20 protein-coding genes are annotated in these 25,059 nt (G+C 70.6%); 15 read left to right on the top strand and 5 right to left on the bottom strand.

Annotated elements, in window-relative coordinates:
- Positions 1-5 precede the first annotated feature (5 nt).
- The 14 genes from ACIRS1_RS28135 to ACIRS1_RS28070 all read left to right on the top strand — a co-directional run bounded on the left by ACIRS1_RS28135 (position 6) and on the right by ACIRS1_RS28070 (position 16,273).
- Entirely contained in the window at positions 6-950 is a 945-nt protein-coding gene (locus tag ACIRS1_RS28135; protein WP_360210822.1) for an ABC transporter permease, read from the top strand.
- Positions 943-1,881, top strand: coding sequence for an ABC transporter permease (locus tag ACIRS1_RS28130; protein ID WP_360210820.1), 939 nt, complete (start codon positions 943-945; stop codon positions 1,879-1,881). The genes ACIRS1_RS28135 and ACIRS1_RS28130 overlap by 8 nt, the downstream gene beginning before the upstream one ends.
- A gap of 19 nt (positions 1,882-1,900) precedes the next feature.
- Entirely contained in the window at positions 1,901-2,950 is a 1,050-nt protein-coding gene (locus ACIRS1_RS28125; protein ID WP_360210818.1) for an ABC transporter ATP-binding protein, read from the top strand.
- Positions 2,943-3,959 (top strand): dipeptide ABC transporter ATP-binding protein, encoded by a 1,017-nt coding sequence (locus ACIRS1_RS28120; RefSeq protein ID WP_360210816.1) that lies wholly within the window; start codon positions 2,943-2,945, stop codon positions 3,957-3,959. Before ACIRS1_RS28125 ends, ACIRS1_RS28120 begins: the two co-directional genes overlap by 8 nt.
- Positions 3,960-4,138: 179 nt before the next feature.
- A complete protein-coding gene (locus ACIRS1_RS28115) occupies positions 4,139-5,758 on the top strand; it encodes an ABC transporter substrate-binding protein (protein ID WP_402844756.1) in 1,620 nt (539 codons plus the stop codon).
- A 102-nt stretch (positions 5,759-5,860) separates the two neighbouring features.
- Positions 5,861-6,787, top strand: a complete 927-nt coding sequence (locus tag ACIRS1_RS28110) for an ABC transporter permease (RefSeq protein WP_360210812.1) — start codon at positions 5,861-5,863, stop codon at positions 6,785-6,787.
- 76 nt (positions 6,788-6,863) lie between these two features.
- The gene (locus ACIRS1_RS28105) at positions 6,864-7,778 is read left to right on the top strand and encodes an ABC transporter permease (protein WP_360210968.1); all 915 of its coding nucleotides are present in this window, start codon (positions 6,864-6,866) and stop codon (positions 7,776-7,778) included.
- Positions 7,779-7,794: 16 nt separating this feature from the next.
- Positions 7,795-8,850: an ABC transporter ATP-binding protein gene (locus tag ACIRS1_RS28100; protein WP_360210810.1), complete on the top strand. Its 1,056-nt coding sequence runs from the start codon at positions 7,795-7,797 to the stop codon at positions 8,848-8,850.
- Complete coding sequence (locus tag ACIRS1_RS28095) at positions 8,837-10,078, top strand: ABC transporter ATP-binding protein (protein ID WP_402844754.1); 1,242 nt, start codon at positions 8,837-8,839, stop codon at positions 10,076-10,078. Before ACIRS1_RS28100 ends, ACIRS1_RS28095 begins: the two co-directional genes overlap by 14 nt.
- A 407-nt stretch (positions 10,079-10,485) precedes the next feature.
- Entirely contained in the window at positions 10,486-12,132 is a 1,647-nt protein-coding gene (locus tag ACIRS1_RS28090) for an ABC transporter substrate-binding protein (RefSeq protein WP_360210806.1), read from the top strand.
- Between the two features lie 122 nt (positions 12,133-12,254).
- Positions 12,255-13,199 (top strand): ABC transporter permease, encoded by a 945-nt coding sequence (locus ACIRS1_RS28085; RefSeq protein WP_360210804.1) that lies wholly within the window; start codon positions 12,255-12,257, stop codon positions 13,197-13,199.
- A complete protein-coding gene (locus ACIRS1_RS28080) occupies positions 13,192-14,148 on the top strand; it encodes an ABC transporter permease (protein WP_402844753.1) in 957 nt (318 codons plus the stop codon). The genes ACIRS1_RS28085 and ACIRS1_RS28080 overlap by 8 nt, the downstream gene beginning before the upstream one ends.
- A gap of 63 nt (positions 14,149-14,211) precedes the next feature.
- Positions 14,212-15,261 (top strand): ABC transporter ATP-binding protein, encoded by a 1,050-nt coding sequence (locus ACIRS1_RS28075; RefSeq protein ID WP_402844834.1) that lies wholly within the window; start codon positions 14,212-14,214, stop codon positions 15,259-15,261.
- Entirely contained in the window at positions 15,254-16,273 is a 1,020-nt protein-coding gene (locus ACIRS1_RS28070; protein ID WP_402844751.1) for an ABC transporter ATP-binding protein, read from the top strand. The genes ACIRS1_RS28075 and ACIRS1_RS28070 overlap by 8 nt, the downstream gene beginning before the upstream one ends.
- A gap of 93 nt (positions 16,274-16,366) precedes the next feature.
- Here the strand turns inward: ACIRS1_RS28070 and ACIRS1_RS28065 are convergent, their stop codons facing one another.
- The 5 genes from ACIRS1_RS28065 to ACIRS1_RS28045 all read right to left on the bottom strand — a co-directional run bounded on the left by ACIRS1_RS28065 (position 16,367) and on the right by ACIRS1_RS28045 (position 22,438).
- Positions 16,367-18,079 carry an ABC transporter family substrate-binding protein gene (locus ACIRS1_RS28065; RefSeq protein WP_402844749.1) on the bottom strand — a complete coding sequence of 571 codons (1,713 nt, stop codon included), beginning with the start codon at positions 18,077-18,079 and terminating at the stop codon, positions 16,367-16,369.
- Between the two features lie 138 nt (positions 18,080-18,217).
- Positions 18,218-20,578 (bottom strand): peptidoglycan binding domain-containing protein, encoded by a 2,361-nt coding sequence (locus ACIRS1_RS28060; RefSeq protein WP_402844747.1) that lies wholly within the window; start codon positions 20,576-20,578, stop codon positions 18,218-18,220.
- A gap of 238 nt (positions 20,579-20,816) precedes the next feature.
- Positions 20,817-21,278: a DUF6113 family protein gene (locus tag ACIRS1_RS28055; RefSeq protein WP_360213779.1), complete on the bottom strand. Its 462-nt coding sequence runs from the start codon at positions 21,276-21,278 to the stop codon at positions 20,817-20,819.
- The gene (gene mshB, locus ACIRS1_RS28050; RefSeq protein WP_402844746.1) at positions 21,275-22,195 is read right to left on the bottom strand and encodes an N-acetyl-1-D-myo-inositol-2-amino-2-deoxy-alpha-D-glucopyranoside deacetylase; all 921 of its coding nucleotides are present in this window, start codon (positions 22,193-22,195) and stop codon (positions 21,275-21,277) included. Before mshB ends, ACIRS1_RS28055 begins: the two co-directional genes overlap by 4 nt.
- Before the next feature lie 48 nt (positions 22,196-22,243).
- Positions 22,244-22,438: a DUF2304 domain-containing protein gene (locus ACIRS1_RS28045; RefSeq protein ID WP_360213783.1), complete on the bottom strand. Its 195-nt coding sequence runs from the start codon at positions 22,436-22,438 to the stop codon at positions 22,244-22,246.
- A 315-nt stretch (positions 22,439-22,753) separates the two neighbouring features.
- Between ACIRS1_RS28045 and ACIRS1_RS28040 the strand changes: the two genes are divergently transcribed.
- Positions 22,754-24,907 (top strand): prolyl oligopeptidase family serine peptidase, encoded by a 2,154-nt coding sequence (locus tag ACIRS1_RS28040; protein ID WP_402844743.1) that lies wholly within the window; start codon positions 22,754-22,756, stop codon positions 24,905-24,907.
- The last annotated feature ends 152 nt before the right edge of the window (positions 24,908-25,059 follow it).

Raw genomic sequence — 25,059 nt, 5'->3', positions numbered from 1 at the left:
GTCTGATGGGCCGCTATGTGATCCGCCGACTGATACAGGCAATCCCTGTCCTGCTCGGCGCGACGCTGCTGATCTACGCGCTCGTCCACTACCTGCCCGGTGACCCGGTGCAGGCCCTGGCGGGCGAGAAGCGTGCCGACCCGATCGTGGCGGAGATGATCCGTCAGAAGTACCACCTGAACGACCCGTTCCTCGTTCAGTACTGGAACTACATCTCGGGCGTCTTCCAGGGCAACCTGGGTGAGAGCCTGACCGGTCGCTCGGTGAGCGAAATGATCGGCGACGCGTTCCCCTACACCATGAACCTCGCCCTGGTGGCATTCATCATCGAGGCGGTCGTCGGTGTGGCGGCGGGCGTCATGGCGGCCCTTCGCAAGGGCAAGTTCCTCGACCAGCTGGTCCTCATCAGCACGCTGCTGGTCATCTCCGTCCCGGTCTTCGTCACGGGCTTCATCCTCCAGCTGGTGCTCGGCGTCCAGCTGAAGAACTCGTACGGCATCGACTTCTTCTCGGTCTCGTTCAACGAGGACGACGGCCTGCGGGCCTACCTGCTGCCGGCCTTCGTGCTCGCCTCGCTCTCGCTGGCGTACGTCGCCCGTCTGACCCGCACCAGCCTGATGGAGACCATGCGCGCGGACTACGTCCGCACCGCGGTCGCCAAGGGTCTGAAGCGCCGTCGGGTGATCGGCCGTCACGCCCTGCGCAACGCGCTGATCCCGATCGTCACGTTCCTCGGCGCCGACCTCGGTGGCCTGATGGGCGGCGCGGTGATCACCGAGAAGATCTTCAACATCCACGGCATCGGCGGTCTGCTCGCCCAGGCCGTGTACCAGAAGCAGGGCACGATCATCGTCGGCGTCGTCACGCTGCTGGTGATGATCTACCTCGTGACCACCCTGCTCGTGGACATGCTGTACGCCGTGCTCGACCCGAGGATTCGCTATGAGTGAGACCATCACCAAGGACGCCTCGGCGCCGGCCGGGGACAACAGCCCGAAGGCCGCGCCGGCGAAGGCGAAGCCGGAGCGCGTCGCCAGCCTCTGGTCGGACGCCGTCCGCGACCTGCGCCGCAACCCGCTGTTCATCATCGGCGGCGTGCTGGTGCTGGCGCTGATCGTCATCTCGATCGTGCCGCAGTGGTTCACCGACGGCAGCCCGTTCTCCAACGGTGCGTGCGACCTGTCGCACTCGCTGGAGCGTCCGAGCGCCGAGCACTGGTTCGGATACGACGTCCAGGGTTGCGACAACTACACCCGCACCATCTGGGGTGCCCGCAACTCGATCATCGTCGGCATCCTGACCACCACCACGGTCACCCTGGTCGGCTCGCTGCTGGGCCTGCTGGCCGGTTGGAAGGGCGGGGTGATCGACTCGATCCTGTCCCGCTTCACCGAGATCTTCTTCTCGATCCCGACCCTGCTCGGCGGCATGCTGATCATGTCGATGCTCGGCAAGGGCAACGCCTACACCGTCTCGCTGGTGATGGCCGTCCTCGGCTGGCCGCAGATCTTCCGCATCATGCGCGCCTCGGTGCTGGCCAACAAGAACAACGACTACGTGATGGCCGCCCGCGCCCTGGGCGCCGGCGCCGGCCGGATCACCTTCCGGCACATCCTGCCGAACGCCATCGCGCCGGTCATCGTCGTCGCCGCGATCAGCCTGGGCGTCTACATCGGTGCCGAGGCGGCGCTGTCCTACCTGGGCATCGGCGTCCAGTCCCCGGAGATCTCCTGGGGCCTGATGATCAGCGACGCCCAGGTGCGCTTCCTGGCGGCCCCGCACGTGCTGCTCTTCCCCGCTGCGGTCCTGAGCGTCACCGTGCTGGCCTTCATCATGCTCGGCGACGCGGTCCGCGACGCCCTCGACCCGAAGCTCCGCTGAGAGAAGAGGTGACGACCCGATGACCACCGTGATCGAGAAGAACCAGAAGAGCGGCCGGCTCGAAATCGGCACCCCGCTGCTGGAGGTCAAGGACCTCCACGTGGAGTTCCACACCCGGGACGGCGTCGCCAAGGCCGTGAACGGCGTCAACTACTCCGTGGCCGCCGGCGAGACCCTCGCGGTGCTCGGCGAGTCCGGCTCCGGCAAGTCGGTGACCGCCCAGACCATCATGGGCATCCTGGACATGCCGCCCGGCAAGATCAGCCAGGGCCAGATCCTCTACCGCGGCCAGGACATGCTGGCCATGAAGGAGGAGGAGCGCCGGCTCATCCGCGGCCAGAAGATCGCGATGATCTTCCAGGACGCGCTGTCCTCGCTCAACCCCGTCATGACCGTCGGCGCCCAGCTGGGCGAGATGTTCCGGGTGCACCGCGGCGCCTCCAAGAAGGAGGCCCGGGAGAAGGCCGTCGAGCTGATGGAGCGGGTGCGCATCCCCGCCGCCAGGCAGCGCGTCGGCGACTACCCGCACCAGTTCTCCGGCGGCATGCGCCAGCGCATCATGATCGCCATGGCGCTCTCCATGGAGCCCGACCTGATCATCGCGGACGAGCCCACCACCGCCCTGGACGTCACCGTCCAGGCCCAGGTGATGGACCTGCTCGCCGAGCTGCAGGCCGAGTACAACATGGGCCTGATCCTGATCACCCACGACCTCGGCGTGGTCGCCGACGTCGCGGACAAGATCGCCGTGATGTACGCGGGCCGGATCGTCGAGACCGCCCCGGTGCGCGAGCTGTACGCCAACCCGGCGCACCCGTACACCAAGGGCCTGCTCCGCTCGATCCCGCGCCTGGACCAGAAGGGCCAGGAGCTCTACGCGATCAAGGGCCTGCCCCCGAACCTGCTGAAGGTCCCGGCCGGCTGTGCGTTCAACCCCCGCTGTGACGTCGCCACCGACCTGTGCCGCACGGAGATCCCGGCGCTGCACCAGGTGACCGACAAGGACGGCAAGGAGCTCACCGGCCGCCGCAGCGCGTGCCACCTCTGGAAGGAGACCCTCCATGGCTGAGCCCATCCTGGAGGTCAAGGACCTGGTCAAGCACTACCCGCTGACCCAGGGCATCCTCTTCAAGAAGCAGGTCGGCGCGGTCAAGGCGGTCGACGGCATCTCCTTCGACCTGATGCGGGGCGAGACGCTCGGCATCGTCGGCGAGTCCGGCTGTGGCAAGTCCACGCTGGCCAAGGTGCTGATGAACCTGGAGCGGGCCACCTCCGGCCAGGTGCTCTTCAAGGGCGAGGACATCTCCAAGCTCAGCGGTGCCGGCCTCAAGGCCGTCCGCCGCAACATCCAGATGGTGTTCCAGGACCCGTACACCTCGCTGAACCCGCGCATGACGGTCGGCGACATCATCGGGGAGCCCTTCGAGATCCACCCCGAGGTGGCGCCCAAGGGCGACCGCCGCAAGGCCGTCCAGGACCTCCTGGACGTCGTGGGTCTGAACCCGGAGTACATCAACCGGTACCCGCACCAGTTCTCCGGCGGCCAGCGCCAGCGCATCGGCATCGCCCGCGGCCTCGCGCTCAAGCCCGAGATCATCATCTGCGACGAGCCGGTCTCCGCCCTGGACGTCTCCGTCCAGGCGCAGGTGATCAACCTGCTCGAGCAGCTGCAGAGCGACTTCGAGCTCTCCTACATGTTCATCGCGCACGACCTCTCGATCGTCCGGCACATCTCCGACCGCGTCGGCGTGATGTACCTCGGCAAGATGGTCGAGATCGGCAGCGACGAGGAGATCTACGAGAACGCCACCCACCCGTACACCCAGGCGCTGCTGTCCGCCGTGCCGGTGCCGGACCCGACCGCGCGCGAGTCGCGCGACCGGATCATCCTGAGCGGCGACATCCCCTCGCCGGCCAACCCGCCGTCGGGCTGCCGCTTCCGCACCCGCTGCTGGAAGGCGGAGGAGCGCTGCTCCACCGAGGTCCCGCTGCTCGCGGTGCCCTCGGTCCTGGAGGGCCCGGCCGCGCACCAGTCGGCCTGCCACTTCGCCGAGGTCCGGGAGACGGCCGCCGCCTGATCCCCGCTCCTCACGAGGCACCCGGAAGGGCCCGCGGCCACGCGCCGCGGGCCCTTCCGTCGTTCCGTCAACTCGGCAGGCGGGGTCCTGCACCCGTCCGGGGGTACCCGACTCGCGCCGTCGCCGGGGCGCGCTTCTCATGGGGTGTGATGCGACACACACCATGAGGAGGGACCTCCATGCCCGTAGCCGCCCGCGTTCGTTGGGTCCTCGCCGCTGCGACATCCGTGGTCCTAGTGGCCACCGGGTGCAGCAGCGGCGGCGGAGGCAGCAGCTCGTCGGACACCAGCAAGACCTTCAGCTACCAGAGCAGCGAGCCGCAGAACCCGTTGCAGCCCGCCAACGCGAACGAGGTCGGCGGTGGTCGCATCATCCAGAACCTCTTCAAGGGGCTCGTGGACTACGACCCGAGCAACGCGAAGATCCGCATGCAGGTGGCGAAGTCGATCGACACCAGCGACTCGCAGACCTTCACGGTGACCCTGAACGACGGCTGGAAGTTCCACGACGGCACCCCGGTGCACGCCAAGAACTTCGTCGACGCCTGGAACTGGGCGGCGACCGCCAGCAACAACCAGATCAACAGCTCCTGGTTCTCGGACATCGAGGGCTACAAGGACGTCCACCCGGCCAGCGGCCAGCCGACCACCACCAAGATGTCCGGCCTGACCGTCACCGGTGACCTGGGCTTCACCATCAAGCTGGTCAACAAGGTCTCGTACTTCGAGTACAAGCTCGGCTACATCGCCTTCTCGCCGCTGCCGGACGGGTTCTTCAACGACCCGGCCGGGTACGGCCAGAAGCCGGTGGGCAACGGCCCGTACCAGTTCGTCAGCTGGTCGCACAACCAGCAGGTGGTCACCAAGACCTTCCCGGACTACCAGGGCGTGGACAAGCCGAAGAACGGCGGCGTCGTCTTCAAGATGTACAACACGTCCGAGGCCGCCTACGCGGACCTGCAGTCCAACAACCTCGACGTGATGGACCAGGTGCCGCCGTCCGCGCTGGCCACCTACAAGAGCGACCTCGGGGACCGCGCGATCGACTCCCCGCAGGGCGCCATCCAGAACATCGGCTTCCCGCTCTACCAGGCCGACTGGGCCCCGCCGGAGAAGGCCAAGGTGCGCCAGGGCCTGTCGATGGCGATCGACCGCAACACCATCACCAAGACGGTGCTGCAGGGGTCGCGCGCACCCGCCTCCGCCTGGGTGGCCGACGGCGTCGAGGGCTACAAGGCCGGCACCTGCGGCGACTTCTGCAACTTCGACCCGGCCAAGGCCAAGCAGCTGATCACCGAGGGCGGCGGTGTCCCCGGCAACAAGCTGACCATCACGTACAACGCGGACGGCGGCCACAAGGAGTGGGTCGACGCGGTCTGCAACTCGATCCGGCAGAACACCGGCGTCGAGTGCACCGGGGACCCGAAGCCCGACTTCAAGACGGCCCGGGCGGCGATCACCGGGCACCAGGTCACCGGCGCCTTCCGGACCGGCTGGGTGCAGGACTACCCGCTGAACGCCAACTTCCTGTCCGACGTCTACCGCACCGGCGCCGCGTCCAACGACTTCGGCTACAGCGACCCGCAGTTCGACGCGGACGCCACCAAGGCGGACGAGGCCCCCAACATCTCCGACACGGTGACCGGCTACCAGCAGGCCGAGGGGGTGCTGCCGAGCGGGATGCCCGCCATCCCGCTCTGGTACTACCGCACCAACTCGGGCTACTCCACCAACGTGCAGAACGTCATGTTCGACTCCTTCGGCAACCCGGCCTGGACCCAGGTCGAGGTCAAGGGCTGACCAGGCCCCCCGCGCCGGCCCCGCCCTCCCCGCACGGAGGGCGGGGCCCGGCCCTCCCGGCCGACCGTCCCGGCCGGTCGCGCACCTAGGAAGGAGGCTCGGATGGGCAGTTACGTACTGCGGCGGGTGCTGCAGATGATCCCGGTGTTCTTCGGCGCCACGCTGTTGATCTTCCTGATGGTCTACACGCTGCCGGGCGATCCGGTCTCGGCCCTGTTCGGCCAGAAGGCCGCCGACCCCGCGGTGGTGGCCAGCATCAAACACAAGTACTACCTCGACCAGCCGGTCTGGAAGCAGTACCTGCACTACATGGGCAACCTCTTCCAGGGCGACTTCGGCACCAGCTTCACCGGCCGCCCCGTCACCGACATCATGGCGGACGCCTTCCCGGTGACCATCCGGCTCGCCCTGCTGGCCTTCGGCTTCGAGGTGATCTTCGGCCTGCTCCTCGGCGTCGTCTCCGGCCTGCGGCGCGGCAGCATCCGGGACACCGCGGTGCTGGTCCTCACCCTGCTGGTGATCTCGATCCCGGTCTTCGTGCTGGCCTACATCGCCCAGACGATCTTCGCGACCAACCTGGGCTGGGTCACCCCGACCGTGCAGGACTCCACCGACATCTCCCAGCTGATCCTGCCCGCGATCGTGCTCGGCTCGCTCTCGCTCGCGTTCGTGGCGCGGCTCACCCGCACGTCCATCGGCGAGAACCTGCGGGCCGACTACATGCGCACGGCGGTCGCCAAGGGCCTGCCCCGGCGGACCATCATCACCCGCCACCTGCTGCGCAACTCGCTGATCCCGGTGGTCACGTTCCTCGGCACGGACCTCGGCGCGCTGATGGGCGGCGCCATCGTCACCGAGGGGATCTTCAACGTGCAGGGCATCGGCAACGTCCTGTACCGGGCGATCAACCAGAAGGAAGGCCCGACGGTGGTCGGCATCGTCACCGTCCTGGTGATCGTCTACCTCGTCGCCAGCCTGCTCGTCGACCTGCTCTACGCGGTCCTGGACCCGAGGATCCGCTATGCCTGACATCCACGACGAGGACTCGTACGAGCCGCACCCCAAGCCCGGGGTCTCGCACCTCGACTTCGCCGGCGAGCAGGGCATGGCGGTCGAGCAGGAGACCCTGATCGAGGCCGACCCGGCCAAACGGGAGGAGGCCCGCAGCCTCTGGGGCGACGCCTGGCGCGACCTGCGGCGGCGGCCGGTCTTCCTGATCTCGACCGTCCTGATCCTGCTGCTGATCATCATGTCGATCTTCCCGTGGGCGTTCACCGACGCCGACCCGCGCAAGGCCGACCTGGTGCACGACTACCTCAAGCGCCCGGACTGGACCGACTTCTTCGGGGCCGGCTGGTTCGGCTACGACGCCCAGGGCCGCTCGATCTACGCCCGGGTGGTGTACGGCGCCCGCGCCTCGATCACGGTCGGCATCTTCGTGACCGCCGGCGTCACCCTGCTCGGCGGGCTGACCGGCATGGTCGCCGGCTACTTCGGCGGCGCCGTGGACGCGGTGCTCTCCCGGATCATCGACATCTTCTTCGGCATCCCGCTGCTACTCGGCGCCCTGGTCCTGCTGAACGGCTTCTCCAGCCGCACGGTGTGGGCCGTGGTCTTCGCCCTGGTCGTCCTCGGCTGGACCCAGATCGCCCGCGTGATGCGCGGCGCCGTGCTGACCGTCAAACAGGCCGACTACGTGGTGGCCGGGCGGGCGCTCGGCGCGGGCACCGGGCGGCTGATGCTCCGGCACATCCTGCCCAACGCCGTGGCGCCGGTCATCGTGGTCGCCACCATCGCGCTCGGCGGGTACATCGCGACCGAGGCCACGCTGAGCTTCCTCGGCATCGGCCTGCAGGACCCGACCATCTCCTGGGGCATCGACATCTCCTCCGCCCAGAAGGTGATCCGCACCGCGCCGTACGTGATGTTCTTCCCGGCCGCGGCGCTCTCCGTCACCGTGCTGGCCTTCATCATGATGGGCGACGCGGTGCGCGACGCCCTCGACCCGAAGCTTCGCTGAGCGAGGGGAACGCATCGTGACTACAGCTGTGGACGCCACCAGGCCCGCGCGCGAGGCGCCGTACGAGGGGCCGCTGCTCGACGTGCGGGACCTGCACGTCGAGTTCGTCACCCGGGACGGCGTCGCCAGAGCGGTGAACGGGGTCAACTACAGCGTCCGGGCCGGGGAGACGCTGGCGGTGCTGGGGGAGTCCGGCTCGGGCAAGTCGGTGACCGCACAGGCGATCATGGGGATCCTGGACATGCCGCCGGCCCGCATCCCGCGCGGTGAGATCCGCTTCCGCGGCCAGGACATGTTGAAGATGGGCAAGGAGGAGCGGCGGAAGATCCGCGGGCAGAAGATCGCGATGATCTTCCAGGACGCGCTCTCCTCGCTCAACCCGGTGCTGACGGTGGGCTTCCAGCTCGGCGAGATGTTCCGCGCCCACCACGGGACGTCCCGCAAGGACGCCAAGGACAAGGCCGTCGAGCTGATGGACCGGGTGCGCATCCCCGCCGCCAAGCAGCGCGTCAACGACTACCCGCACCAGTTCTCCGGCGGCATGCGCCAGCGCATCATGATCGCCATGGCGCTGGCCCTGGAGCCCGACCTGATCATCGCGGACGAGCCCACCACCGCGTTGGACGTCACCGTCCAGGCCCAGGTGATGGACCTGCTCGCGGAGCTGCAGGCCGAGTTCCACATGGGGCTGATCCTGATCACCCACGACCTCGGCGTGGTCGCCGACGTCGCGGACAAGATCGCCGTGATGTACGCGGGCCGGATCGTCGAGACCGCCCCGGTGCACGAGCTCTACGCCCGGCCCGCGCACCCGTACACCCGTGGCCTGTTGGACTCCATCCCCCGGCTGGACCAGAAGGGCCAGGAGCTCTACGCGATCAAGGGCCTGCCGCCCAACCTGCTGCGGATCCCCAAGGGCTGCGCGTTCAACCCGCGCTGCCCGCGGGCGCAGGACCGCTGCCGGGCCGAGGTGCCGGAGCTGTTCCCCGTCACCGACGACGACGGCGCCCCGGTGACCGGGCGGGGCAGTGCCTGCTTCTTCTGGAAGGAGACCCTCCATGAGCAGCGCTAACGGAGCCAGCGCACTGGGTGCGGTGCCCGCGGAGGCCGCCTTCGCCCAGGCCGTGCCGCGCGGGGAGCCGATCCTGGAGGTGCGGGAGCTGGTCAAGCACTTCCCGCTGACCAAGGGGATCGTCTTCAAGAAGCAGGTCGGCGCGGTGAAGGCGGTCGACGGGGTCAGCTTCGACCTGATGCAGGGCGAGACGCTGGGCATCGTCGGCGAGTCCGGCTGCGGGAAGTCCACGCTGGCCAAGGTGCTGATGAACCTGGAGCCGGCCACCGGCGGATCCGTGAAGTACAAGGGCGAGGAGATCTCCCGGCTGTCCGGGGCCGGGCTGAAGGCGGTGCGGCGGAACATCCAGATGGTGTTCCAGGACCCGTACACCTCGCTGAATCCGCGGATGACGGTCGGCGACATCATCGGGGAGCCCTTCGAGATCCACCCCGAGGTGGCGCCCAAGGGCGACCGCCGCAAGGCCGTCCAGGACCTGCTGGACGTGGTCGGGCTGAACCCGGAGTACATCAACCGGTACCCGCACCAGTTCTCCGGCGGCCAGCGCCAGCGCATCGGCATCGCCCGGGGGCTGGCGCTCAAGCCGGAGGTGATCATCTGTGACGAGCCGGTCTCGGCGCTGGACGTCTCCGTCCAGGCGCAGGTGATCAACCTGCTGGAGCAGCTGCAGGGCGACTTCAACCTGTCGTACATGTTCATCGCGCACGACCTGTCGATCGTCCGGCACATCTCCGACCGGGTCGGGGTGATGTACCTCGGCAGGATGGTCGAGATCGGCAGCGACGCGGAGATCTACGACCACGCGACCCACCCGTACACCCAGGCCCTGCTGTCGGCCGTCCCGGTGCCCGACCCGACGGCCAGGGAGTCCCGGGACCGGATCGTGCTCACCGGGGACGTCCCCTCGCCGGCCAACCCGCCCTCGGGCTGCCGCTTCCGCACCCGGTGCTGGAAGGCGCAGGACCGCTGTGCGACCGAGACGCCGCTGCTGACCTCGCCGTCGTGGCTGGAGGGGGCGGCGCGGCACGACTCGGCGTGTCACTTCGCTGCGGAGCGCGAGATCGGGCAGAGCGCTGCGGAGCGCGAGATCGGGCAGAGCGCTGCGGAGCGCGAGATCGGGCAGAGCGCTGCGGAGCGCGGCGAGGGGCCGGGCGGGCAGGGCCCGCAGGACGAGCCGGGCCCGCAGGGCGGGGAGGAGGACGGGCCGGGGAGCGGTCCGCCCGGGTAACGATTCGGTTGACGCCGCCGGCGCGGCGAGGCATCCAGGGCGCGTCCTCGATCGAGGGCGCGCCCTCGCGTTGTGCTGCGGAAATACCGCCGGAAAGATCATTACTCCTCGTAAACGCGCGAATACCGGCATCCGGTGTTCGCTATTCGGCGCCCGGAGTGGGTGATTCCGTTTTCGATATGCGGGAATTTGGCGAGCATTGTCCGGCCTGGCCTGAGCATGTAATTGAAAAGAGACGTGACGTGGATTCCGCAAGGGGGGTCGGTTGATCGATAGTTGCTCTGCGCGTATCAGCGGTCACCTCGCCAACTGTGTGGATCGGCCCTGATGTCGACCTCCGCCATGCCCGGCACACCGAGTGGCGGGGCGCCGTTCGTTCGTAAGCCCCTAAATCGAGGAGCAGTTGAATGAGGCTCACCAAGACGATGCGTCTGACCGCGCTCGCGGCGTGTGCGGCACTGGCGATCTCCGCGTGCAGCACCGGCAGCGACAAGAAGTCCTCGGAGCAGGCGAGCGGCGGCACGGGGAAGACCGGCGGCTCGATCAGCATCGAGTCGGGTGAGCCGCAGAACGGCCTGATCCCGCAGAACACCGCGGAGTCCGAGGGCGCGCAGGTGGAGTTCGCGCTCTTCGCCGGCCTCGTCGAGTACGACCCCAAGACCACCGCGCCCAAGCTGCGCGTCGCCGAGTCGATCGAGACCCAGGACGCCACCGTCTGGACCATCAAGCTCAAGGACGGCTACACCTTCCACAATGGTGAGAAGGTCACCGCGCAGTCCTTCGTGGACGCCTGGAACTGGGGCGCCAACCAGGACAACGCCGCGCAGGGCCTGCCGTTCTACGACAAGATCCTCGGCTCCGAGGACCTCGCCCCGGGCAAGGACAAGAAGCCGACCGCGACCGAGCTCAAGGGCCTGAAGGTGGTCGACGACAAGACCTTCACCGTCACCCTCAAGGCGCCGTTCTCGCAGTTCAAGACCATGCTCGGGTACAACGCCTTCTACCCGCTGCCGAAGGCGTTCTTCGCGGACCCGAAGGCGTTCGGCGACAAGCCGATCGGAAACGGTCCGTTCCAGATGGACGGCGCCTGGGAGCACAACAAGCAGATCAAGATCAAGCGGTACGACAACTTCCCGTCCTTCGACCGAAAGGCGAAGCTGGATTCGGTCACGTTCAAGATTTACGACAAGCTGGAAACCGCGTACAACGACCTCCGCGCGGACAACATCCAGATCACCAACAAGCTGCCGATCTCGGCGCTCGCGACGGTCTCCCAGGAGTTCGGCGACCGGTACATCTACCGGCCGGAATCCGGTGTCGGCTACCTCGGATTCCCGATCTCGACCAACCCGGCGTTCAAGAGCGCGGACCTGCGCAAGGCGATCTCGATGGCGATCGACCGCGACGCGATCTGCAAGACGATCTTCTCCGGCACCCGCGTGCCGGCCTCGGACTTCATCAGCCCGATCATCCCCGGCTACCGCCAGGGCGCCCTCGGCGACGCCGCCAAGTACAACCCGGCGAAGGCCAAGGAGCTCTACACCCAGTCCGGCGGCCTGCCCGGCAACAAGCTCGAGATCGGGTACAACGCGGACGGCGGCCACAAGGAGTGGATCGAGGCCGTCGGCAACCAGCTGAAGAACAACCTCGGCATCGAGGTCACCTTCAAGCCGTTCGAGAAGTTCGGCAAGATCCTCGACGCCCTGGGCAAGAAGGAGTACTCGGGCGCCTTCCGGATGGCCTGGCAGATGGACTACCCGTCCATCGAGAACTACCTGCGCCCGATCTTCTCCAAGGTCGCCATCGAGAACGGCTCCAACTACGGCGGCTACGTCAACGAGGACTTCGAGGCGCTGCTCGCCAAGGCCGACGGCGCGAAGACCGACGACGAGGGCATCAAGCTCTACCAGCAGGCCGACGACATCCTGATCAAGGACCTCCCGTACATCCCGGTCTACACCTACATGCTCTCCTCGGCCTACACGAAGGCCGTGAAGAACGTGATCGTGGACGCGCAGAACCGGATCGACCTGGCCAGCGTCGAGCTCGCCTGATCCGACGTCACCCTCCCGCCCCCGGCGGGCGGGAGGAGCCCACGACCGGCACCACCGATGGGCGGTGCGGGAAACCCCCGCACCGCCCGTCAGTGGCCTGCCCCCAACCGTGAGGAGGCCGCATGGGCCGCTATGTGGTCCGCCGGGTCATCCAGGCCCTACCCGTGATCCTCGGCGCGACGTTCCTGATCTACGCACTGGTCTTCCTGCTGCCTGGCGACCCCATCCAAGCGCTGGCCGGTGAGAAGCGCGCGGACCCCACCGTGGTGGCGATCCTGCGCGACCGGTACCACCTGGACGACCCGTTCTTCGTCCAGTACTGGCACTACCTGATCGGGCTGTTCAAGGGCGACTTCGGTGAGGACTACCGCGGCAACGCGGTGGTCGACGTGATGACGCGGGCCTTCCCGTACACGATCAACCTGGCGCTGACCGCGCTGGGCGTGGAGATGGTCATCGGCATCGTGGCCGGCGTGGTCGCCGCGCTGCGGCGCGGGCGCTTCATCGACAACCTGGTGCTGATCTCGACCCTGATGGTCATCTCCATCCCGACCTTCGTGATCGGCTTCGTGCTCCAGCTGCTGCTCGGGGTGAAACTCAACCGCGACTACGGCATCGACTTCTTCCCGGTCTCCTTCAACGAGGACGCCGGGTTCCGCTCGTACCTGGTGCCGGCCTACGTGCTGGCGTCCACCTCGCTCGCGTACATCGCCAGGCTCACCCGGACCAGCCTGATCGAGGTGATGCGGGCCGACTACGTCCGCACCGCGGTGGCCAAGGGCCTGAGTCCGGTGCGGGTGGTGGTGCGGCACGGGCTGCGGAACGCGCTGATCCCGATCATCACCTTCCTCGGCATGGACCTGGGCGGACTGATGGGCGGGGCGGTGATCACCGAGGGCATCTTCAACATCCCCGGGATCGGCCACCAGCTGTTCCAGTCCGTCTACCTGCGCGAACGGACCATCGTGGTGGGCGTGGTGAGCGCCCTGGTGATGGTCTACCTGTTCACCAACCTGGTGGTCGACCTGCTCTACGCCGTTCTTGACCCGAGGATCCGCTATGAGTGAGCCGACGAAGCACGAGGACGTGAAGGTGTCGATCCCCGCGCAGGCCGGCGGGGACGTCGCGGCCCCGGCCGCCCCGGCCGCGGCCGGCAAGGAGCGGGTGGCCAGCCTCTGGACCGACGCCTGGTACGACCTGCGGCGCAACCCGCTGTTCATCATCGGCGGCCTGCTGGTGCTGTTCATGGTGGCGCTGGCCGTCGTCCCGCAGCTGTTCACCGACCAGGACCCGAACTCGGCCGGCTTCTGCGAACTCTCCTCCTCGTTGAAGCGCCCCAGCGCCGATCACTGGTTCGGCTTCGACGTCCAGGGCTGCGACATCTACACCCGGACGGTCTGGGGCGCCCGCAACTCGATCATCGTCGGCCTCCTGACCACCTCGCTGGTGGTCCTGGTCGGCGGCACCCTCGGTCTGCTGGCGGGCTGGCTGGCCGGCTTCTGGGACAGCCTGCTCTCCCGGGTCACCGAGATCTTCTTCGCGATCCCGCTGCTGCTCGGCGGCATGCTCATCATGTCGACCTGGCAGAAGGGCAACGCCTGGACGGTCTCGGCGGTGATGGCGGTGCTCGGCTGGCCGCAGATCTACCGGCTGATGCGCTCGGCGGTGATCTCCAACAAGCACAACGACTACGTGGTCGCGGCCCGCGCGCTGGGGGCCGGCACCCGGCGGATCGTCACCCGGCACATCCTGCCGAACGCGGTGGCCCCGGTGATCGTGGTCTCCACCATCAACCTCGGCGTCTACATCGGCGCCGAGGCGGCGCTGTCCTACCTGGGCATCGGCATCCAGTCCCCGGCGATCTCCTGGGGCCTGATGATCAGCGACGCCCAGTCCCGCTTCCTGAACGCCCCGCACGTGCTGCTCTTCCCGGCGGCCGTGCTGAGCATCACCGTGCTGGCGTTCATCATGCTCGGCGACGCGGTCCGCGACGCCCTCGACCCCAAACTGCGCTGAGGAGGGCCGCGAACCATGGCTGACCTGACGAAGCCGTCCGGGAGCAGGGACGGCGGGCCGCGGATGGACGCGGTCCAGGTGATCGGCGGCGGACGGGAGCACCTGGTGCCCGGCACGCCGCTGCTGGAGGTCGACGACCTGCACATCGAGTTCCACACCCGGGACGGCGTCGCCAAGGCCGTCAACGGGGTGAGCTACTCGGTGTCGGCCGGCGAGACGCTGGCGGTGCTGGGGGAGTCCGGCTCGGGCAAGTCGGTGACCGCGCAGGCGATCATGGGCATCCTCGACATGCCGCCGGGGCGGATCACGGCGGGCCGGATCCTCTTCCGCGGTCAGGACCTGCTGACCATGGGCGCCAAGGCCCGGCGGGCGGTGCGCGGCCGGAAGATCGCGATGATCTTCCAGGACGCGCTCTCCTCGCTCAACCCGGTGCTCAGCGTGGGCTACCAGCTCGGCGAGATGTTCCGGGTGCACCAGGGGGCCACCCGCAAGGAGGCGAAGGAGAAGGCCGTCGAGCTGATGGAGCGGGTGCGCATCCCCGCCGCCAGGCAGCGCGTCGGCGACTACCCGCACCAGTTCTCCGGCGGCATGCGCCAGCGCATCATGATCGCCATGGCGCTCTCCATGGAGCCCGACCTGATCATCGCGGACGAGCCCACCACCGCGTTGGACGTCACCGTCCAGGCCCAGGTGATGGACCTGCTCGCCGAGCTCCAGAACGAGTTCCACATGGGGCTGATCCTGATCACCCACGACCTCGGCGTGGTCGCCGACGTCGCGGACAAGATCGCCGTGATGTACGCGGGGAGGATCGTCGAGACCGCCCCGGTGCACGAGCTCTACGCCCGGCCCGCCCACCCGTACACCCGCGGCCTGCTCACCTCGATCCCGCGGCTGGACCAGAAGGGCCAGAACCTCTACGCGATCAAGGGCCTGCCGCCGAGCCTGCTGCGGATCCCGCAGGGCTGCGCGTTCAACCCGCGCTGCGACCGGGCGCGGGACCGCTGCCTGACCGAACTCCCGTCGCTGGTCCCGGTGCTGGACGCCGACGGGGCCGACCTGCCGGGCCGCCGCAGCGCCTGCCACTTCTGGAAGGAGACCCTCCATGGCTGAGCCGATCCTGGAGGTCCGGGACCTGGTCAAGCACTACCCGCTGACCCAGGGCATCCTGTTCAAGCGGCAGGTCGGTGCGGTGAAGGCGGTCGACGGGGTCAGCTTCGACCTGGTGAAGGGCGAGACGCTGGGCATCGTCGGCGAGTCCGGCTGCGGGAAGTCCACGCTGGCCAAGGTGCTGATGAACCTGGAGCGGGCCACGGCCGGCCGGGTGCTCTTCAAGGGCGAGGACATCACCCGGCTGTCCGGGGCCGGGCTGAAGGCCGTTCGCCGGAACATCCAGATGGTGTTCCAGGACCCGTACACCTCGCTGAACCCGCGGATGACGGTCGGCGACATCATCGGGGAGCCCTTCGAGATCCACCCCGAGGTGGCGCCCAAGGGCGACCGCCGCAAGGCCGTCCAGGACCTGCTGGACGTGGTCGGGCTGAACCCGGAGTACATCAACCGGTACCCGCACCAGTTCTCCGGCGGCCAGCGCCAGCGCATCGGCATCGCCCGCGGCCTCGCGCTCAAACCGGAGCTGATCATCTGCGACGAGCCGGTCTCCGCCCTGGACGTCTCCGTCCAGGCGCAGGTGATCAACCTGCTGGAGCAGCTGCAGGGCGACTTCGGGCTCTCCTACATGTTCATCGCGCACGACCTCTCGATCGTCCGGCACATCTCCGACCGGGTCGGGGTGATGTACCTCGGCACGATGGTCGAGATCGGTACGGAGGAGGAGATCTACTCCTACCCGACGCACCCGTACACCCAGGCCCTGCTGTCGGCCGTCCCGGTGCCCGACCCGACCGGGCGGGAACAGCGCGAGCGCATCCTGCTCAGCGGCGACCTGCCCTCGCCGGCCAACCCGCCGTCGGGCTGCCGCTTCCGCACCCGCTGCTGGAAGGCGGAGGAGCGCTGCTCCACCGAGGTCCCGCTGCTCGCGGTGCCCGCGCTGCTGGAGGGCCCGGCCGCGCACCAGTCGGCCTGCCACTTCGCCGAGGTCCGGGACGTGATCGGGACGGGCTGACACCGGCCCGCGCGAGCGGCCGGGCCCCGGGTGCGAACGGCACCCGGGGCCCGGCCGGTCCGGCGGTGTGCGCGTCGGCCGCCCCGGCCGGGCTCAGCGCTCGAAGCCGACGTTCTCCCAGACGATGTCGGACAGCCCCTGCGCGCCGATGTTGGCGAGGTTGGCGCGGGCGCCGTACAGCTGCGGGCGCTGGTAGAGCGGGAGCACGCCGGCCACCTTCCACAGTTCGCCGTCGGCCTGGTTGATCGCCTCGGACGCGGTGGCGGCGTCCGGTGCCGCGGCGGCCCGGTCGAGGGCGGCGTCCACCGCCTGGCTGCCGGCGCCGACGTGGTTGGTGCCGCCGTTCTGGACGAAGTTGGCGCGGTTGCCGCTGGCGGGGAAGGGCGTGCCGAGCAGCGAGTAGGCGGTGATGTCGAAGTCGTCGCGGTTGACGTACCGGTCGAAGAACTCGTTGGCGGCGGCGGTCACCGTGGTGACCTTGACGCCGACGTCCTTGAGCATCCTGGTGGTGGTGGCGGCCTCGTTCTGGGCCTGGGTGACGCCGGCCGGGATGACCATCCGCAGGTTCAGCTCGCGGCCGTCCTTCTTCCGCACGTCGCCGTCGAGCTTCCAGCCGGCCGCGTCCAGCTTGCGGGCGGCCTCGGCGGGGTCGTAGCGGCTGAGGCCGAGGGAGTTGTCCCGGTACGCGTTCTGGTTGGCGACCAGCAGGTGGTTGTTGAGCGGGACGGCGGGCCAGTCCAGACCGTTGAGGTCGGCGCGGATGACGGTGTCCCGGTTGATCGCCTGGAAGACGGCCTGGCGGACGGTCGCGTCGCTGAGCGCCGGGGTGCGGGCGTTCAGCGTGAACTGGCGGAAGTCCGGCCCGCCGGCCCGGCGCACCGCGGCGCCCTTGGTGTTCCTGATCGTCTGGTAACCGGCCACGTCGGGGCCGTTGTTGAAGAGGTCGATCTCGCCCTTGGCAAAGGCGGCGGCCATGGCGTTGGGCAGCATCGCGTGGAACACGATCCGGTCCAGCACCGGCTTGTCGCCCCACCAGCCCGGGTCGGCGACCAGGGTGACGGTCTGCGCGGCGCGGTCCAGCTGCTCCACCTTGAACGGGCCGGCGGTGACCGGGATCGCGTCCAGGTATGCGGAGTTGAACTGGTCCGGGGTGGCGACCCGGCTCGCCGGCAGCAGCGGCGCGTTGGCGGCGCCGTTGAACATCGACTGCCACTCGGAGAACGGGCGGTCGAAGGTCATCACGGCCTGGAAGTCGTCCTTGCCGCGCTCGACCGAGGAGACCAGCTCGAAGCCGGTGCTGCTGGACGACTTGTAGGCCGGGTCCTTCCCGTTCAGGGCGCGCCAGTTGGCCTCGATGTCGCGCCACGTGATCGGGGTGCCGTCGGACCAGTGGGCCTTCGGGTTGAGCGTCCAGACGACCACCTGCCGGCCGTCCCGCTGCTCCGCGTGGGCGTCCTGCAGGTAGGCCGGGTTGACGGTCTGGGTGCCGGCCGCGTCGGAGCGGAAGAAGGTCGGCAGCAGGGGCTTGGTGACGCTGATCGTCGAGGACTCGCTGCCGTCGGCGTGGATCGGCGACCACTGCCGGGAGAACTGCGCGATCGCCAGGTTGAGGGTGCCGCCCTGGCGCAGCTGGGCGCGGTCACGCGGGTTGACGTCGATCGAGGTCAGCTTGGGGGTGCCGGCGGCCGGCAGCCCGTCGGCGGAGCCTCCGCCCTGACCGGACGCGCACGAACAGAGCGCCAGCGAGAGGGAGAGGGCGGTGAGACCGGCGAGTACGGCCGTCCGGTGGTGGAGGCGGCGGCTCATCGGCGTGCTCCCGAGGTGGCTGTGGCGGAAGGTGTGGCGTCACATCTTGCTGACCGGGAGGTGGAGTTGTCGAGGGGCGGGCCGGCCTCCTCCGGATCGGAGGGAGCCGGCCCGCCCCTGGACGGGTGCCGCGCGGCGTCAGGCGGCGGTGAACTTGAAGGTGCGGTCCTTGTCGCCGCTCTTGTCGAGCAGCGGGGTGAGGGCGTCCGCGACGTCCTGCGGGGTGAGCACGGCGGTCTGGCCGTTCTTCTTGACCTTCACCTTGTCGAACACGCCGTCCAGCTGGGCCTTCAGCGCGTCGAGGTCCCACTTGGGCACGATCTTGCCGGAGGCGTCCGGGACGAGCGTCAGCGCCTTGGCGGCGCTCTTCGGCCCGAAGTCCCACTTCTTGGCGCCGACCAGGACGTGGATGTTGCCGTTGACCGCGGACTTGCCGAGGCTGTCGGCGGCGGCCTGCAGCGCCTGCGCGGAGGTCTTGGGCTGGGCGGCCGTCACCGCGAGGGCGACCGGCTGGTCGGGCTTGCCGGCCGCGCGGTCGCGGTAGGCCTGCTCGACCACGTCGAGGGCGCTCGCCGAGTCCACGGCCTGGCCGGCCCGGCCGGGCACGACGACCGGGTCGCCGTTGTCGGCGAACTTGACGTAGCCCTCCTGCAGCCCGGAGCCCGAGCCGGCGGCCAGGGTGTCCAGGGCGGCCTTCAGCTTGGCCCGGTCGACCTTGACCTCCGGGGCGACGGCCTTGGTGCCGCCCTGGAGGGACTTGATGACGTCCACCGGGTTGTAGCTGTGCTGGGCGAGGCCGTCCACGGTGCCGGTGGTGTCGAAGGCGAGCCCGGCCACGGTCGGGTCGAGGTCCAGCACCTGGTCGCCGACCTTCAGCTTGAGCGGCTGCTGACCGGCCTTGCCGACGGTCTCGTCGAGCTGGTGGATGGCCTGGTCGCGGCTGCTGCCGCCGATGTCGGTGCCGAGTACGACGGTGCCCTTGGGGATGTCGGACTGGTTGAGCATCAGGCCGGTGCCGTACGCGGCGGCGCCGAGGAACAGCACCCCGCCGACGCCGTAGACGGCCAGCTTGACGAGCTTCTTGCCGGAACCGCCGCGCTTGCCCTTGGCGGGCTCGGCCTTCGCCGGCTGCGGCGCCGGCTTGGCCGCCGCCGGACCGGCCGGCGCGGGCCTGCCCTGGGCCGGGTGCGGCTGGGCGCCGTCGGGGTGCGGGCCGGGAGTCGGCAGCGGGGTGAACTCGGTGGCCTCCGGGTCCTGGCCGGCCTGCTGCGGGCGGCCCGGGGCCGCGCCGGGCGCTCCCGGGAAGAGTCCGCCGGGGGCCGGGGCGGCGAAGGCGTCCTGGCCGGGGTGCTGCGGGGCGAAGGCGTCCTGGCCCGGGCGCTTGGTGGCGAACGGGTCGGCGCCGGCCGGGGCCGAGGCGAACAGGCCGGGCTGCGGGCGGGTCTCGCCGCCGTGCGCGGCGCCGTTCTGCGGCAGGCCGGATATGGCGCCGGGCGGCGGGGTGTTCTCGCGGATCGGCCGGAAGCCGTCGACCGAGGTGTCCTCCGGGTTGGCCTCGCCGGCCGCCGGGCCCTGCGGGTGGGCGCCGGGGCGCGGGCCCTGCTGCGGGCCGCCGGCCGGTCGGCCGCCCCGAGGGGCGCCGTTGGGCTGCGCGCCGTTGGGCTGGGTGCCGTTCGGCCGCGCGCCGTTGGGCTGCGCGCCGTTCTGCGGGCGGGCGCCGCGCTGGCCGCGGGCACCGGCCTCGGGTGCCGCCGGGGCGAACGGGTCGGCGACGGGGGCGGCGGCCTCGTAGACGCCGGGTTCCTCCGCGGGGGCCTGCGGACCGGCCGGGTTCGACGCCTGCGCGGGCACCGGACGGCCGTTCGGGCGGGCCGCGCCCTGGGCGGCCGCGGGGCGGGAGCCGCTCGGCCGGGCGGCGGCGGCCGGGGCGGCCTTCGCGCGCGGCTCGGCGCCGGCGGGTGCGGCCGGGGCCTCCGCGGTGCCCGGGGCACCGGCGGCGACGGCGGCCGGGGCCGGCTCGCCGGCCTTCTTCTGCCGCGGCCGGAACCAGGCACCGGTGGACTCGGACTCGGAGGTCGCCGGCGGGATCGGCGGGATCTGCCACTCCGGCGGCAGGTTCGGCGGGGTGGCCGTGCGGGTGTCACCCTCCATCACCCCGAGGACGGGGGAGGCGGGCGCGGAACGGCGCCGCGGGCCGCCCGGCTCGGCGGCCGCCGGGGCGTCCTCGCCGGAGCCGCCGTCCTCGTTCTTGACGGTGCTGCGGACCACGACCGGCGGGATCGGGCGCGAGCCCGGGATGTTGATCCGGACCCGGGTGGTCAGCGTGGTCTCGGTCTTGGGGCCGTCGTCCTCGGCGCCCGACGCGGCGCCCTGGGCGGCCGCGGCCCGGTCGCCGCCGGGGAGCCCCGGTGTGCCGTAGGGCGGGGTGCCCGACGGGTAGGCGTCCGGCCCCGTACGCCGCGGCGTCGGGTGGGCGTTGTCAGATTCGCGGCTGCTCAATGCTGCTCTGCTCCGGGTTCGCGGGCGGGCCGTGCGGCGCGACCGCGGTTCGTGGTCGCCGGGCCTGGGCGGGCGGCGGTCGGGTACGGCGTTCTGCGGGACCACCATACTGGGAAGAACTGAGCGGCGAACGGCTTCGGACAGATCCTGATACGTCCGGTTCCTCCGTTATGAGAGTACGGCCGTGTGGTCCTGACTGCGCGTCGTGCGCAGCCCCGTTCGCGCCCCGTGGGCGGGGTCAGCGCGGTGGCGCCGGCACGCCCGGGAACCAGCTCGTGCGGGTGGGCAGGGTGGCGCAGATCACGCCGAGGACGGAGCCGGCGAACAGCCAGGCCAGCGAGGTGGCGTTGGACCACAGCACGTTGTCGCCCTCCGGCCGGGGCACGATCAGCAGCAGCATCGCCAGGAACCAGCCGGCCGCGGGCATCGCGGCGCCGAGCCGGGTGCCGGTGACCCGCAGGCCCGCGTAGAAGGTGGCGCCGGTCGCGGCGAGTGCCAACAGGACTCCCACGGGCGGCCACAAGGCCTGCACAAAGGATCCGCAGACCGACACCGCGATGCCCAGCAGGAAGAACAGCAGGTAGGCCGCGATGCGGGCGGCGCGCGGGGGCTGAGGCTCGGCCAACCGCTCGTCGCGGGTGCCGAGGACGATCGCCGGGATCGAGCGGCGCGGCGCCCGGGCGGTGGCGGGCTCGGTCATCGGGTGCTCTCCTCGGCGGTGGTGTGCAGCGGCTCGGGGTCGGGCGCCAGGCCCGCGAACAGGTCGTCCTCGGGTCGGCCGGGGCCGGCCTGGCCGCGCACCAGCTGGTAGTACTCGGTGGCGACCAGCGGCTGTCCGAGGTCGTTGGAGAGCGCGAAGAAGGGGCCGGCCACGGTGATCTGGGTGGCGTGCGCGGCCATCGCGGCCGCCTTGCGCCCGGCGTGCGCGGCGCCGTCCAGGACGGTGGTGACCAGCTCGTCGGCCACCACCCCCGGGACGTCGGCCGGGGCGGCCACGCCGGGGAACGGCGCCCGGGCGGCCGTCTCGGCGAGCCCGGCCTCGATCACCGAGCGGGGCATCCGGTTCCAGTACACCTTGGCGATCCGCCAGGCCGGGCCCAGCTCCGGGCGGTGGGCCGGGTCGGCCGCCAGCTCGTACCCGCGCATCGCGACCCGGTGCGCCTGGACGTGGTCCGGGTGCCCGTAGCCGCCGTCCTCGTCGTAGGTGACCAGCACCTGCGGTCGGACCTCGCGGATCACCGCGACGAGGTGGCCGGCCGCCTCGTCCACGTCGGCCTGCCAGAAGCAGCCGGGCACGTCGTTGTCGGGCACGCCCATCATCCCGGAGTCGCGGTAGCGCCCCGGGCCGCCGAGGAAGCGGAAGTCGGTGACGCCGAGGGCGCGCATCGCCTCGGTGAGCTCGCCGATCCGGTACGCGCCGAGGGTGTCGTCCCGATCGGCCGTCAGGTGGGCCAGCTCGGGGGGGATCACCTCGCCGCCCTCGCCGAGGGTGCAGGTCACCAGGGTGACGCTGGCGCCCTCGGCGGCGTACCGGGCCATGGTGGCGCCGTTGCCGATCGACTCGTCGTCGGGGTGGGCGTGCACCAGGAGCAGGCGGCGGCCGGTAGTCGCGGTCATGGGAGGAAGCCTAACGACCGGCCGGTCGCGGGTCGGGCCGGGCGGGGGTCAGAGCTTCAGGCCGTTGATCATCCCGGCGAGGTTGCTGGTGAACTGGCTGATCGACGGCGCGATCGAGCTGGACGCCAGGTAGAAGCCGAGCAGCGCGCAGACGATCGCGTGCGCGAGCTTCAGCCCGGAGCGGCGGATCAGCACCACCACGATGACCAGCATCAGCATGGCTGCGGAGACGGACAAAGCCATGTCGGCTCACACCCCTTCTCGGGTGCGCCGCCCCCGAGGAGGGCGGCGGTGGGACCGTGCGGGACTTGCGGTCGGGTGACCGGGGCCCGGGACGGGGCCCGACGATCACTCGCCTGAGCCAGTCTTACCCGATGGGTAAGGGGAGCATTACATTCAGTGAGTCCCCGCGCGCCGGGGCACGGTGGCACCGGTGGGGCGCACGGGCCGGTCGGAGGGGGTGCGGGGCCCTCCGGGGCGTCCTCGGCGAGGGTGCTCCGAACGAGTGATCACCGGGCTTCCGGCGGGCGGGAGTCCGCCGTCGTAGGGTCTGGTGCCATGACCACCCACACCCCTGCGGACACCTTCCCCCGGCAGTACGCGCGCACCCTGCGCTACACCGTCGGCGCGCCCCGCTCCTTCTCCGTCGCACCCGACGGCTCGCGGGTCGTCTTCCTGCGCTCCCGCGCCGGCGGCGACCGGGCCAACCTGCTCTGGAGCCTCGACACCGGCACCGGCGAGGAGCGGATCGCCGCCGACCCGGCCGTGCTGCTCGGCGGCGGCGAGGAGGACCTCTCGCCCGCCGAGAAGGCCCGCCGCGAGCGCAGCCGCGAGGGATCGGCCGGCATCGTCGGGTACGCGCTGGACGCGGCCGGCCGGCTGGCCGCCTTCGCGCTCTCCGGCCGGCTGTTCACCGCCGACCTGACCACCGGCGACACCGCCGAACTGCCCGCCGCCGGACCGCTGCTGGACCCGCGGGTCTCCCCGGACGGCGTCCACGTCGCCTACGCCAACACCGCCGGCGAACTGCGGATCACCCGCACCGACGGCACCGGCGACCGGGTGCTCGCCGAGCCCGACGGCCCGAACGTCACCTGGGGCCAGGCCGAGTTCATCGCCCAGGAGGAGATGGACCGCGACCGCGGCTTCTGGTGGTCCCCGGACGGCGACCGGCTGCTGGTCGAGCGCGCCGACGACTCCCCGGTGCGCCGCTGGTGGATCGCCGACCCGGCCAACCCCGAGCGCGAGCCCGCCGAGGTCGCCTACCCGGCCGCCGGCACCGCCGACGCCGAGGTCGGCCTCTGGCTGGTCGACCTGGACGGCGACCGCACCGAGGTGCGCTGGGACCGCGCGGCCTTCCCGTACCTGGCCCGGGTGCACTGGTCCGCGGGCGGCGCGCCGCTGCTGCTCGTCCAGGCCCGTGACCAGCGCAGCCAGCTGCTGCTCGGCCTGGACCCGGCCACCGGTGCCACCGAGGTGCTGCTGGAGGAGCGCGACGACGCCTGGCTGGAGCTGTTCCCGGGCGTCCCGGCCTGGACGCCGGACGGCAAGCTGGTCCGGATCGCCGACGTCGGTGAGGCCCGTGCGCTGGTGATCGGCGAGGAGACCGTCACCGGGGCCGACCTGCACCTGCGGTCGGTCGTCGCGGTCACCGACGACGAGGTGTTCTTCACCGCCTCCGGCGGCGCCGCGGAGACCGACCCGGAGCCCGGCTGGATCGCCGTCGGCCGGATCAGCCACGACGGCAAGCGGCTCGGCTGGGAGTCCTCCAACGGCCGGCCGTTCACCTCCGTCACCAGCGCCGTGCACGCCGGCGGGATCACCGTGCGCGCCACCGCCGAGCCCGACCTGCCCGGCAGCCTGGTCACCGTCGCCCGGGACCTGCCCGAGGGCGTGGTCGTCGACGAGGTGGCCGTCATCGCCTCGTACGCCGAGACCCCGGTCATCAGCGCCCGCCCGGTCTTCCGCTTCGCGGGCGAGCGCCGCATCCCGGCCGCCGTCTTCCTGCCCACCGGCTACGACCGCGAGCGGGACGGCCTGCTGCCCGTCCTGATGGACCCGTACGGCGGCCCGCACGGCCAGCGCGTCGTCCAGGCGCACAACCCGCACCTCAACTCGCAGTGGTTCGCCGACCAGGGCTTCGCCGTGGTCGTCGCCGACGGGCGCGGCACCCCCGGGCGCGGCCCGGCCTGGGAGAAGTCGATCGCCTTCGACTTCGCCGGAGCCACCCTGGACGACCAGGTCGACGCGCTCCATTCGCTCGCCGGGGAGTTCCCGCTGGACCTCGGACGGGTCGCGATCCGCGGCTGGTCCTACGGCGGCTACCTCTCCGCGCTCGCCGTGCTGCGCCGTCCGGACGTCTTCCACGCGGCCGTCGCCGGCGCGCCCGTGACCGACTGGGAGCTGTACGACACCCACTACACCGAGCGCTACCTCGGCCACCCCGCCGAGCGGCCCGAGGTGTACGCCGCCAACTCGCTCACCGGGTACGCCGCCGCGCTGGAGCGGCCGCTGATGATCATCCACGGTCTGGCGGACGACAACGTGGTGGCCGCGCACACCCTGCGGCTCTCCTCCGCACTGCTCGCGGCCGGCCGCCCGCACACCGTGCTGCCGCTGTCCGGCGTCACCCACATGACGCCGCAGGAGGAGGTCGCGGAGAATCTGCTGCTGCTCCAGGTCGACTTCGTGAAGCGCTCGCTGGGGCTGTGAGCGGATGAGGGGGAGCGGGGTCGGAACAGGGCGCCGGGGCCCTTCGCGTACGGTGCCGCGGGGCCCTGCCGCTCCCCCCTGGCCGCGTGTGCCCGGACGGGCGACCAGTCCGGCCTCGACGTGACCACACGCTAGCCCCCGGGTCCGACAGG

The organism is Kitasatospora sp. NPDC101176 (genome assembly GCF_044768035.1).
Classification (GTDB): Bacteria; Actinomycetota; Actinomycetes; order Streptomycetales; family Streptomycetaceae; genus Kitasatospora.
Note: the sequence above shows the minus strand (reverse complement) of the source record. Positions and strands in the feature narration are given on the sequence as shown.